This window comes from Massilia cavernae (assembly GCF_003590855.1).
Taxonomy (GTDB): Bacteria; Pseudomonadota; Gammaproteobacteria; order Burkholderiales; family Burkholderiaceae_D; genus Telluria_A; species Telluria_A cavernae.
Genome location: NZ_QYUP01000003.1, coordinates 1 through 11,982 on the forward strand (window position 1 = coordinate 1; position 11,982 = coordinate 11,982).

Consider the following 11,982-nt stretch of genomic DNA (forward strand, 5'->3'; position numbering starts at 1 on the left):
AGCCCAGCGGTATCCATGCATAGCTGAGGTGCAATATCCACAGCAGTGGGTTCCGGGCCGCCCGGTATGACTTCCAGCCTGCCAGCCGCAAGGCGGTGGCGATGCTGGCCATGAACGCCAGCGCAGCCATCAGCGGACCGGGAGCGCCGAATACCCAGCCTGCACCGGCCGCGACCACGACCGCAATGGCGATCTTGTCGTTCCGGGGACGAACCTGTGACTTCGTGCCTGGTACCGCGTTGTCAGTGAACATCGGTATGACGCGCCCGCCAATAACGGATTCGATCAGCACAATCAGCAAGATGCCGGCATGGACAGGGGCGATCACGGAAAGCGGAATCCAGTGCATGGCAGCGGCATGGAAGGCGCCATTGGCGACCGTCAGCAAGGCAAGCAGAACAACCAGGAACATGTTGCGCCGATTGCCGGCCCGGTGCAAAACCCGGTACATCGACCATGCGGCCAGTGGCAGGAAGGATATGTCGATGATCGCAGCCAGCCATGCCGGCCCGGTCAGCATTGCGATGCGAGCGGCAAGCCACAGCAGTGCAAGCGCGGCAAGATGCAAGCCTCGCGGCGTCCACAATCCGGTCCAGGCGCGCCCCGCAGTGAAAAGAAACCCGACTACAACCGCGATGGCAAAGCCGAATACCATTTCGTGCATATGCCAGCCAAGTGTGATGTTGGGAGACACCGTTAGCCAGCCAAGATAGCTTGCCACCCATGCGGGAATGGCAAGCACCGCCAGCAGCGCCGCCAACAGATAAAGAGGCCTGAATCCGAGCGCCCATAAAGCATGCTTGCCGCTCCAAGGGGGAAAGCGCGCGTCCGGCGTCGGTTCTTCGATGGTCAGCAAGCTCATAATTTGTCTCTCGGTTAAAGATGCATTTGAAATGCTACTTCAAACGAAGGCATACGGCAACAGCCTATTCTCACAATCCAAGCAGACTTGATCTGGTTTACGTTTTTTGAAAACGACCGGCCTGCCCGCCTGAATTTTATGGACGGTCTGGACGTTCTTGAATACGCTTGATCCATCACATGAGGAGAACCCCACGATGCAAACTGCGACACTCACCATTCCTGCAATGCAAACGGAGGCGGTTGCCATCCAGGTGGCGAAGGCCCTGGAATCGGTTTCCGGCGTTGAACGCGTGCATATCACCCTTGCACATACCCAGGCCCGTGTCGGGTTCGACGACACGCTCGCTTCACCAGTGCATCTGCGCGAGGCCGTGCTGTCAGCCGGCTTCATCGTCGCCGATGCGCCATCCGGCCATGGTTGCTGTGGAGGTTGCGGCGGCTGAACCAGGCCGGCAGACCCGGAGTTCGGGCCGCGAAGTGCCCACTAAAAAAGCGGCCCCAGCTGTCAAGGTAATTCTTCAGCCGGCGCCGCCCCACCTTGATTCTGCTTCCATGCCGCCGCGGGGCCTCATCCTTCAAGGCCTGCCCGCGGCCGTGCATGCCGCACTCGCGCCGTTCGCGCGCTCCCACTTCGGCACACTTGCCGCACCTGAGCTTCGAGATTCATTACCCACTGGTTGAGACGCGACCACACCTTGCATCGTCGCCTTGCATGCCGAGAGGACCGTGCTGCCGACACCATCTTAACTTGCATCAAGGAATACGAAAGTCGTTAAGCATTCCGTTTGACCACACTAGATATAGTAATTATTCTGAAACAATCAACTACCCATTGTGGTCATCGGAGAAAAACATGCATCAAGACACCGCCAAACTTCCGCTCCGGGTCATCAAACGCGACGGGCGTATCGCAACCTTTGAACTGAACCGCATTACCTCGGCGATCCGACGCGCCAGCATCGCCGCCGGCGAACCGGAATCGCTGCAGGAACAGAGCCTGGAGCTGGCGTACGACGCCACCACGCGGCACCTCGTCGCCGGCGCCTATCCCAGCGTCGAACAGATCCAGGATGCGGTCGAAGCCGTGTTGTTCGCGGCTGGCCGGCGCGCCGCGCTGCGCGCCTTCGTGGTCTACCGCGAGCAGCACCACAGCCTGCGGCGCGACCGCAAGAGCCTGGTCGATGTCGAAGCATCGATGAACGAGTACCTCGAACAGCGCGACTGGCGCGTCAACGCCAATGCCAACCAGGGCTATTCGCTGGGCGGCCTGATCCTTAACGTGTCCGGCAAGGTCATTGCAAACTACTGGCTCGACCATGTTTACCCACCGGAAGTGGGCCAGGCGCACCGTCGCGCCGACCTGCATATCCACGACCTGGACATGCTTTCCGGCTATTGCGCCGGCTGGTCGCTGCGTACACTGCTGGCGGAAGGCTTGAACGGGGTGCCAGGCAAGATCGAGTCGGGCCCGCCCAGGCACATGTCGAGCGCGGTGGGCCAGATCGTCAATTTCCTCGGCACTTTGCAAAACGAGTGGGCCGGAGCACAGGCGTTCAGTTCCTTCGACACTTACATGGCGCCCTATGTGCGCAACGACGCGCTGGGCTACGAAGAGGTCAAGCAGTATATTCAGGAGCTGATCTACAACCTGAACGTGCCGTCGCGCTGGGGTACCCAGACTCCGTTCACGAACCTGACTTTCGACTGGGTCTGCCCGGACGACCTGCGCGAGCAGGTGCCGGTGATCGGCGGCATCGAAATGGACTTCACTTACGGCGACCTGCAAGCCGAGATGGACATGATCAACCGTGCCTACATCGAGATCATGATGGCGGGCGACGCCATGGGACGGGTGTTTACCTTCCCGATCCCGACCTACAACATCACCGAGGACTTCGCCTGGCACAGCCCGAATGCCGAACTGCTTTTCGAGATGACGGCGCGATACGGCCTGCCCTACTTCCAGAATTTCCTGAACTCGGAACTCAAGCCGAACATGATCCGCTCGATGTGCTGCCGCCTGCAGCTCGACTTGCGCGAACTGCTCAAACGCGGCAACGGCCTGTTCGGTTCTGCCGAACAGACCGGCTCGCTGGGCGTGGTCACGGTAAACTGCGCGCGCCTGGGCTATCTGCACGCCGGCGATGAAGCCGGCCTGCTTGCCGCGCTCGACCGCCTGCTCGAGCTCGGACGCGACAGCCTCGAAATCAAGCGCAAGGTGATCCAGCGCCACATGGACAACGGCCTGTTCCCCTACACTAAGCGCTATCTCGGCACCCTGCGCAATCATTTCTCGACGCTTGGCGTGAACGGCATCAATGAGATGATCCGCAATTTCACGCGGGGCGAACACGACATCACCAGCGAATGGGGGCACGCTTGCGCCCTGCGCCTGCTGGACCATGTGCGGTCCCGTATGCTCGAATTCCAGGACCAGACCGGCCACATGTACAACCTCGAGGCCACGCCGGCCGAGGGCACGACCTACCGCTTCGCCAAGGAAGACCGCAAACGCCATCCGGACATCCTGCAGGCCGGCACGGCCGACATGCCCTATTACACCAACTCGTCGCAACTGCCGGTCGGCTTCACGGACGACCCTTTCGAAGCGCTGGAGCGGCAGGACGCGCTGCAGCGCAAGTACACCGGCGGCACCGTGCTGCACCTGTACATGAACGAGCCGCTGTCGAGCCCGGACGCATGCCGCAACCTGGTCCGGCGCGCACTGAGCCGCTTCGGATTGCCCTATATCACAGTCACGCCCAGCTTTTCGATCTGCCCCAAGCACGGATATCTCGGCGGCAGCCATCCTTTCTGTCCCAAGTGCGATGCCGAACTGATCGCCCGCAAACAGCTTGAAACCACCTGACCAAGCAAGGAGATGTCAATGAACCACACGAAGCAAACCAAGCTCCCTTCCCCCGCCGCCATCGTGCTCGATGACGCCGAGCGCCAGCCCTGCGAAATCTGGACGCGTGTGATGGGTTACCACCGGCCGGTATCGTCCTTCAACACGGGGAAGAAAGGTGAATTCCACGAACGCACCTGCTTTACCGAAGCCAGCCTGTCCGCCGGGATGCACTAAAAGTGAAGGCGGAGGCGCTACGTATCGGCGGCCTGATACCGTTCACCGCTACCGACTTCCCAGGCAAGTTCGCCGCGGCGGTCTTCATCCAGGGTTGCCCGTGGCGCTGTGGCTACTGCCACAATCCCCACTTGCAGCCACGCAAGCGGGGCCCGCTGCACTGGCGGAACGTCACGGAGCTGCTGGGCCGGCGTGCCGGCTTGCTGGACGGCGTGGTGTTTTCCGGCGGCGAGCCAACCATCGATCCGGCCTTGCCGGACGCGATGGCCGAGGTGCGCGCGATGGGACTGGCGGTCGGGCTGCACACGGCCTGCATCTATCCGCGCCGGCTGGAGGCTGTGCTGCCTCTCGTCGACTGGGTTGGCTTCGACATCAAGGCACCGTTCAAGGCCTACCGCAAGATCACCGGGATTCCCGACAGCGGCGACCCGGCACGCAGCTGCATGGAGGCCATCGTTGCGAGCGGCGTCGCCCACGAATGCCGCACCACGCTGCATCCGGCCCTCCTCGACATGAACGAGGTCGAGGACCTGGCCGCAACCCTGGCTGCCGCCGGAGTGCGCAACTACGCCCTGCAGACGTTCCGCGCGCAGGGTTGCGCAGATGCGGCGCTCGTCGCAGCGACGGCCGTCCGCATCGACGCTGACGCACTGGCGCGCATTGCGGCACGTTTCGAACACTTCACGCTGCGACAGGCATGAGTCGACGTAACCCTTGCAAACCATGGCCCTTACGGTGCGATCGCTTTGACCATTGCCTCGATAACTTTCTTGGCGTCGCCGAACACCATCATCATGTTCGGCTGGTGCTGCCGGGTTGACCACGTCGTTCGCGCCCAGCACCAGCACCACGTCGGTCTGGCCGAATTCGCTGTTGATGTCCTCCATCTCGAATACCTGGCCGTACGGCACCTCGGCCTCGGCCAGCAGCACGTTCATGTGGCCCGGCATGCGGCCCGCCACTGGGTGGATCGCTCCGCCAGCCGGTCTTCCGCCGCCGCCAGCTCGACGCTGAGGAACTCGCTCTCGGCGCGGTGGAACTCCAACGCAAAGGCGAGCGCGTACTTGTACCTTGGCAGCGGTGCCGTCACACTCGTTCAGAGCGCGGCTGCAAGCGGGCGTCGACCGTTGCCCCGGGCGAGCAGGTCGTAACGATCAAGGTTCATGACCTTGTCCCACGCCGCCACGAAGTCGCGCACGAATTTCTCCTTCCCGTCGTCGCTCGCATAGACCTCGGCCAGCGCGCGCAGTTGGGAATGGGCGCCGAAGACGAGATCGGCGGCGGTCGCGGTCCACTTCGGCTGGCCCGTAGCGCGATCGCTGCCATCGTACGCGTTGCCGTCCGAGGCGGAAGGCCGCCACGCCGTGCCGATGTCGAGCAGGTTCACGAAGAAGTCGTTGGTCAGGGTGCCCGGCCGGTCGGTGAACACGCCGTGCTTCGATTGCCCGTGGTTCGCATCGAGCACGCGCATGCCGCCCACGAGAACTGTCATCTGGGGCGCGGTCAGCGCCAGCAGGTTGGCCCGGTCCAGCAGCCGGGTCTCCGGCGACAGCGGATCGTTCGCCCGGAAATAGTTGCGGAACCCGTCGCCGCGCGGCTCGAACACATCGAAGGAGTTCACATCCGTCTGCTCCTGCGAGGCATCAGTGCGGCCTGGCGTGAACGGGACGGTAAGCGTGACGCCCGCCTTTGCGGCCGCTTCCTCGACGGCGGCGCACCCGCCCAGGACGATCAGGTCGGCAAGCGAAACTTTCTTGCCGCCGGATTGTGAGCCGTTGAACTCGCCCTGGATCCGTTCGAGGGTCGCCAGGACCCTTGCCAGCCGCGCCGGCTCGTTGGACTCCCAATCCCTTTGCGGAGCAAGGCGGATCCGCGCGCCGTTGGCGCCGCCACGTTTATCGGTACCGCGGAAGCTGGCCGCGGCATCCCAGGCCGTGGAAACAAGCTCGGGGACGGACAGGCCCGAGTCGAGGACAGTGCGCTTGAGGGCGGCGACGTCCTGCTCGCCTATCAGCTCATGGTCAACGGGCGGTATCGGGTCTTGCCAAAGCTGCGCCTCAGGAATCCAGGGTCCCAGATAGCGCGAGCGGGGTCCCATGTCGCGGTGAAGCAGCTTGAACCAGGCCTTGGCGAAGGCGTCGGCGAGCTGGTCCGGGTTCTCGTGGAAGCGCTTCGCAATCGGCGCGTAGATAGGATCCACTTTCAGCGACAGGTCGGTCGTCAGCATCGCCGGCGCGTGCCGCCTGGATGGATCGTGCGCATCCGGTACGGTGCCTTTCGCTTCGGGATTCCGGGGTGTCCACTGCTTCGCACCGGCGGGGCTGGTCGTCAGCTCCCACTCGTACTTGAACAGGTTCTCCAGGAATCCGTTGTCCCACTTGGTCGGGTTGTTGGTCCATGCGCCTTCGAGGCCGCTGGTGATGGTGTGCGAGCCCTTGCCGCTACCGTGCTTGTTCTTCCAGCCGAGACCCTGTTCCTCGATGGGGGCGCCCTCGGGTTCCAGGCTGACGTTTCCAGCCGCCGCAGCAGCACCATGGGTCTTGCCGACCGTGTGGCCGCCGACGATGAGCGCAACCGTCTCCTCATCGTTCATGGCCATGCGGCTGAAGGTCTCGCGGATGTCCCTGGCCGCGGCAAGCGGATCGGGGTTGCCTCCGGGCCCTTCGGGATTCACGTAGATCAGGCCCATCTGCACGTTGGCGAGCGGTTTGGCGAGCTCCCGGTCGCCGCTGTAGCGTTCGTCTCCCAGCCAGGTGTCCTCAGGGCCCCAGAAGATGTCCTCGGGCTCCCACACGTCGGACCGGCCAAAACCGAAGCCGAAGGTTTTGAAGCCCATCGATTCATAAGCCACGTTGCCGGCCAGTACCAGCAGGTCCGCCCACGAGATCGCCTGGCCGTACTTCTTCTTGAGGGGCCACAGTAGCCGGCGCGCCTTGTCGAGATTGGCGTTGTCGGGCCAGCTGTTGAGGGGAGCGAACCGCTGCTGCCCCTTGCCGCCACCGCCCCGCCCATCGGCGATACGGTAGGTCCCGGCGGCGTGCCACGACATGCGGATGAACAATGGTCCGTAGTGACCGTAATCGGACGGCCACCAGTCCTGCGATGTGGTCATGACCGCGATCAGGTCTCGCTTGAGCGCCTCGACGTCCAGGCCCTTGAACTGTTCGGCATAGTCGAAGTCCTCGTCCAATGGGCAGGACAGGTGCGACTGTGTGTGAAGCACCGACAGGTCCAGCTGATTCGGCCACCAGTCCCTGTTCGTCCTCGGTCGGCCGGTCTTCGGCGCCGGGGCGGGAATTGCAGGATTTTCGCTTTCGCTGACACTTTGGGTGTTTAGCTTGTCGGGCATATCGATCCTTCATCGGTTGGGTGGCACATCTGTCAAGGGTAGATTTTGCCGGAAGAAAGTCAAGCGTCGCGCGTTGTCAATTCAATGGCAGGCAACTAGAATAATGCGATGGATCGTCGGGCGTGCTGTACAGCCCGCTACGCCGTGACCCGCGGCATCTCCTTCGTGCTATACTTTCTTCCCAATGAGCCGCTTCTTCAAAACAATACTGCTATGGATCCTGATCGCTGTGGTACCGCTGCATGCGGCCGCTGCGACCATTGGCATGTCTTGTGGTCCGGTTCATAAGGCGGCTATGGAGCCCTCTTCCAGCGACTCCACTCATCAGCACCATAATATGGCTGCGGCCGCCGATGTTGCCGACGCACACGCGGCATCACCCGACGACCTTAAGTCCGACAAATCGCCACACGTAAAATGCAGCGCCTGTTCCGCATTCTGCATCGGCGCAGTCGCGCCTCCTTCCGGCTTCATTTCAGTTCCCGCCTTCAGTGGCGCCGAGACGCTCGTCGTTTCGACTGCCACCCTGGTCATCGGGTTCGTCCCCGAAGGCCTGAAACGCCCTCCTCGCCTCATCTTCGCCTGACCATCGCACGGGTTTTGCGTGACGGCCGTCGTCCGGCTGTCGTGCTGACCCATTGACCGGGTTGCGTGCCGTACACGCCCCCGCAGCCGAACATGAGGAAGCAACATGACACAACTACGTTGGATCGCCGTCAGCCTGATTGCGGCATTCCCCCTGGCCGCCCTGGCGCAGCCATCTCCACAACAACCAGCAGATCCCCTCGATCCCAAGGCGCCGGTGACGGCGCCTGGTTACGTCTCGGCCTTTGCCGGCTACGTACCCGCAACCGTCGGGACACAAGCGTCGCCCGATAAAGCCTGGCGAGCCGCGAATGACAATGTTGCGAAATCCGCCGGGCACGCCGGCCACGCACCGGCAAACGAGGCCGCCCAAGTCGATCACAGCAAGCATTCCCCCGCCCCGGACGCATCGAAGAAAGCGGACTCGGTCGATCACAGCAAACACAGTGAGCATTGAGGAGCGGACAATGAATACAACAAAAAGACTCCCTTTCTTGCGGCCAGTCGCAATGGCCGCCGCCACGCTCGTGCTTACCGGCTGTGCATCGTTTTCGCGTGACGGCGGCCTCGATTCCGTCTCTGCGCTAACAACACAGCGTACGGGCCAGGCGGTCCAGTTTTCGAAATCCGAAGCTGATACGTCAGTGGCCGACCAAAAGGTAAGCCAGCTGCTTTCCGCGCCGCTTAGTGCCGAGACCGCAGTGCAAGTGGCGCTGTTGAACAACCGCGGCTTGCAGGCGTCCCTGGCAGAATTGGGTGTTGCGGAAGCCGACCTGGTGCAGGCCGGACGGATGGCGAATCCCAGCTTTTCCTTCGGCCGCCTGGCAGGAGGCCACGATGTTGAAATCGAGCGCAGTGTCATGTTCGACATCGTCGGGCTGCTGACGATCCCACTCCGTAGCGGAATTGAAAGCCGCCGCTTCGAGATCGCGAAGTTGCAAGCGGCATCGGAAGCTGTTCGCCTTGCATCGGAGACGCGCAAGGCATACTTCAACGCCGTCGCCGCCAGGCAAACTGCGCTCTACATGGAGCAGGTGCGCACCTCGGCCGAAGCAAGCGCCGAACTGGCAAAGCGCATGGCCGAGGTAGGCAATTTCAGCAAACTCGACCAGGCGCGCGAACAGGCCTTCTACGCTGACGCAACGGCACAGGTCGCCCGCTCCCGGCACAACGCCACGGTGGCACGCGAACAGCTGGTCAGGCTGATGGGAGTGTGGGGACTTCAGACCGGCCTTGCATTGCCCGACCGCCTTCCGGACCTGCCACAGTCCACCACGAGCGAAAACAACATCGAAACGCTGGCGATGGAACAACGCCTGGATGTACAGGTGGCCAAGCGGGATGCGGACATGACGGCGCGCGCGCTTGGCCTGTCCAAGGCCACTGGCGTCATCAACGTGATGCACGCCGGCTATGTCAACAGCAGCAAGACCGGCTCCCCGCGCGAGAACGGCTACGAGATCGAGTTGGAGCTCCCGATTTTCGACTGGGGACGGTCGCGGGTCGCCAAGGCGCAAGCCATCTATATGCAGTCGGTCCACCGGACCGCGGATGCTGCGATCCGGGCGCGCTCCGAGGTGCGTGAAGCGTATTCCGCCTACCGCACTTCCCATGACCTCGCCAAGCACTACCGCGACGAGGTGGTCCCTCTACGCAAGAAGATTTCAGACGAGATGCTTCTGCGCTACAACGGCATGCTGATCGGCGTCTTCGAACTGCTGGCCGACGCACGCACGCAAGTCAACAGCGTCAATAGCGCGATCGAAGCCCAGCGCGACTTCTGGATTGCCGAAACCGAGCTGCAGGCTGCGGTGAACGGCGCTGGCGGCGGGGCATCGAAAGCAATGGGTACGCAGGCCTCGGGCGAAGCTGCGCCTGCACACTGATAAAAGGAATAGCAATGGGTTCACGTCGAGATTTTTTCACGGGCGCTGCCGCACTGGTAGGCGCCGGGCTGGTCACCAGGGCAGGCGCGGCATCGCTGCCTGAAGCCCCGCTCATGGAGAGCGCGGAAACACAGCCGCCCCCGCCGCCGCCGAACGGCCGGCCATACAATCCGGTCGTTACACTGAACGGCTGGTCGCTCCCCTGGCGCATGAACAACGGCGTCAAGGAGTTCCACCTCATCGCCGAGCCCGTCGTGCGCGAAATCGCGCCTGGCATGAAGGCAAACCTGTGGGGCTACAATGGCCAAAGCCCTGGTCCGACCATCGAGGTCGTCGAAGGCGACCGGGTACGTATTTTTGTCACCAACAAGCTGCCGGAACACACCAGCATCCACTGGCACGGCCAGCGCCTGCCGAACGGCATGGACGGCGTCACCGGACTGAACCAGCCCGGCATCCAGCCGGGCAAGACATTCGTGTACGAATTCGTGGCGAAGCGGCCGGGTACTTTCATGTACCACCCGCATGCCGACGAGATGGTCCAGATGGCGATGGGCATGATGGGCTTCTGGGTCACCCATCCGAAGAACCCCGCGCATCACGCGGTGGACCGGGATTTCGTATTCCTGCTGAACGCCTACGACATCGATCCAGGCAGCTATACGCCGCGCACCAACACGATGTTGGACTTCAACCTGTGGACGTTCAACAGCCGTGCCTTCCCGGGCATCGACACGATGAACGTGCGACAGGGAGACCGTGTGCGTATCCGCGCCGGCAACCTGACGATGACCAACCACCCTATTCACCTGCACGGCCATGAATTCGAAGTCACCGGTACCGACGGTGGCTGGACCAGGCCGGAGTCGCGCTGGCCGGAAGTAACGACCGATATTGCCGTCGGCCAGATGCGCGCCATTGAATTCGTCGCCACCGATCCGGGCGACTGGGCCTTCCACTGCCACAAGTCGCATCACACCATGAACGCGATGGGTCACGAAGTGCCAAACCTGATCGGCGTCGACCACCGCGGTGTCGCCGAGAAGATCAATGGACTGGTTCCCGACTACATGGTGATGGGCGACAAAGGCGGTTCGATGGGCGATATGGAGATGCCTTTGCCCGACAACACGCTGCCGATGATGACTGGACAGGGACCGTTCGGCGGCGTCGAAATGGGCGGCATGTTCACCGTGCTCAAGGTCCGCAAGGACCAAAAGCCGGGAGATTACAAGGATCCCGGCTGGTACAAGCACCCTGCTGGAACCGTCGCCTATGAGTGGAAGGGCGAAGCCCCGGCGCCGGTCCGCCGCAGCTCCGCCGGCGGCCAGTCCATGCCGGCAGCGAAAAAGCGTCCGGACCTCGAACTCAATGTGCGCAAGCCTTCAGGCCACCGCGACCACAACTAATAGCTGATTACTGGAGAAATCATGATTCGTTCCATCCTTGCACGCGCAGCACTGGCGGGCTTACTGGGAATTCCGCTGGCAGCCAGCGCAGCGTTCCCCGTGATCGCTGTCTACAAAACTGCAGAATGCGGCTGCTGCAGCGAATGGGTGAACCATTTGAAGGCCAGCGGCTTCACAGTCACGGCGCTCAATGTCGCCAACCCGTCGGACTATCGCGCAAAGGGCGGCATTCCGGACGCACTTGGCTCCTGCCATACCGGCATGGTGAACGGACACGCCATCGAGGGACATGTCCCGGCCAGCGACATCAAGCGCCTGCTGGCGGAGAAGCCCAAGGCAGCCGGCCTGGCGGTACCCGCGATGCCGATGGGGTCGCCCGGAATGGAAGGCCACCGCAAGGATCCCTACGACGTCCTGCTGGTACGGAGCAACGGAAGTACGACGGTATACAAACACTACAACTGAGACTGAACGAAAGGACCCACCATGAACGCCTTCACCAAATTTTCCGCAGCAACCCTGATCGCTATCGCTTCCACCGGCATTGCCATCGCCCAGGACCACGGGTCACATGCTGGTCACGGCACACCGGCGAAACCGGCAGCAGCGCACGCCGGCCATCAAGCCGCCGCCGCTGAAATGACGGACGGAGAAATCAAGAAGGTCGACAAGGAAGCCGGCAAGATCACCATCCGTCACGGCGAACTCAAGAACCTCGGCATGGCGCCTATGACGATGGTCTTCCGCGCCAAGGATCCGGCAATGCTGGGCCAGGTCAAGGCCGGCGACAAGGTGAAGTTTCGC

General features: G+C 62.5%; 10 protein-coding genes and 2 pseudogenes. 9 read left to right on the forward strand and 3 right to left on the reverse strand.

Going from position 1 to position 11,982, the window contains the following annotated elements:
• A partial coding sequence (locus D3872_RS00225; protein ID WP_147373746.1) for an NnrS family protein occupies window positions 1-862 on the reverse strand: 862 nt, incomplete at its 3' end.
• Window positions 863-1,058: 196 nt separating this feature from the next.
• Between D3872_RS00225 and D3872_RS00230 the strand changes: the two genes are divergently transcribed.
• The 3 genes and pseudogenes from D3872_RS00230 to D3872_RS00245 all read left to right on the forward strand — a co-directional run bounded on the left by D3872_RS00230 (window position 1,059) and on the right by D3872_RS00245 (window position 4,650).
• A complete protein-coding gene (locus D3872_RS00230) occupies window positions 1,059-1,307 on the forward strand; it encodes a heavy-metal-associated domain-containing protein (protein WP_147373747.1) in 249 nt (82 codons plus the stop codon).
• Between the two features lie 410 nt (window positions 1,308-1,717).
• Window positions 1,718-3,949, forward strand: a pseudogene (locus tag D3872_RS00235) (ribonucleoside triphosphate reductase).
• Between the two features lie 2 nt (window positions 3,950-3,951).
• Window positions 3,952-4,650, forward strand: coding sequence for an anaerobic ribonucleoside-triphosphate reductase activating protein (locus D3872_RS00245; protein ID WP_119808914.1), 699 nt, complete (start codon window positions 3,952-3,954; stop codon window positions 4,648-4,650).
• Between the two features lie 29 nt (window positions 4,651-4,679).
• Here the strand turns inward: D3872_RS00245 and D3872_RS00250 are convergent.
• A pseudogene (locus tag D3872_RS00250) lies at window positions 4,680-4,923 on the reverse strand (NAD(P)(+) transhydrogenase (Re/Si-specific) subunit beta); the annotation flags it as partial.
• Between the two features lie 122 nt (window positions 4,924-5,045).
• Window positions 5,046-7,298: a catalase/peroxidase HPI gene (gene katG, locus D3872_RS00255; RefSeq protein ID WP_119808915.1), complete on the reverse strand. Its 2,253-nt coding sequence runs from the start codon at window positions 7,296-7,298 to the stop codon at window positions 5,046-5,048.
• A 184-nt stretch (window positions 7,299-7,482) separates the two neighbouring features.
• Between katG and D3872_RS00260 the strand changes: the two genes are divergently transcribed.
• The 6 genes from D3872_RS00260 to D3872_RS00280 form a co-directional block, all read left to right on the forward strand.
• A complete protein-coding gene (locus tag D3872_RS00260) occupies window positions 7,483-7,884 on the forward strand; it encodes a hypothetical protein (protein ID WP_119808916.1) in 402 nt (133 codons plus the stop codon).
• A gap of 105 nt (window positions 7,885-7,989) precedes the next feature.
• Window positions 7,990-8,340, forward strand: coding sequence for a hypothetical protein (locus tag D3872_RS25135; RefSeq protein ID WP_147373748.1), 351 nt, complete (start codon window positions 7,990-7,992; stop codon window positions 8,338-8,340).
• A gap of 10 nt (window positions 8,341-8,350) precedes the next feature.
• The gene (locus D3872_RS00265) at window positions 8,351-9,769 is read left to right on the forward strand and encodes a TolC family protein (RefSeq protein ID WP_119808917.1); all 1,419 of its coding nucleotides are present in this window, start codon (window positions 8,351-8,353) and stop codon (window positions 9,767-9,769) included.
• 14 nt (window positions 9,770-9,783) lie between these two features.
• Window positions 9,784-11,178 (forward strand): multicopper oxidase family protein, encoded by a 1,395-nt coding sequence (locus D3872_RS00270; RefSeq protein WP_119808918.1) that lies wholly within the window; start codon window positions 9,784-9,786, stop codon window positions 11,176-11,178.
• Window positions 11,179-11,199: 21 nt separating this feature from the next.
• Window positions 11,200-11,643, forward strand: a complete 444-nt coding sequence (locus D3872_RS00275; RefSeq protein ID WP_119808919.1) for a DUF411 domain-containing protein — start codon at window positions 11,200-11,202, stop codon at window positions 11,641-11,643.
• Between the two features lie 21 nt (window positions 11,644-11,664).
• A partial coding sequence (locus D3872_RS00280) for a copper-binding protein (RefSeq protein ID WP_119808920.1) occupies window positions 11,665-11,982 on the forward strand: 318 nt, incomplete at its 3' end.

Excerpts from the sequence above, each read along its gene's own strand:
- D3872_RS00230 (WP_147373747.1), top strand. The coding sequence starts at position 1,059 with ATGCAAACTGCGACACTCACCATTCCTGCAATGCAAACGGAGGCGGTT.
- katG (WP_119808915.1), bottom strand. The coding sequence starts at position 7,298 with ATGCCCGACAAGCTAAACACCCAAAGTGTCAGCGAAAGCGAAAATCCT.
- D3872_RS00260 (WP_119808916.1), top strand. The coding sequence starts at position 7,483 with ATGAGCCGCTTCTTCAAAACAATACTGCTATGGATCCTGATCGCTGTG.
- D3872_RS25135 (WP_147373748.1), top strand. The coding sequence starts at position 7,990 with ATGACACAACTACGTTGGATCGCCGTCAGCCTGATTGCGGCATTCCCC.
- D3872_RS00265 (WP_119808917.1), top strand. The coding sequence starts at position 8,351 with ATGAATACAACAAAAAGACTCCCTTTCTTGCGGCCAGTCGCAATGGCC.
- D3872_RS00270 (WP_119808918.1), top strand. The coding sequence starts at position 9,784 with ATGGGTTCACGTCGAGATTTTTTCACGGGCGCTGCCGCACTGGTAGGC.
- D3872_RS00275 (WP_119808919.1), top strand. The coding sequence starts at position 11,200 with ATGATTCGTTCCATCCTTGCACGCGCAGCACTGGCGGGCTTACTGGGA.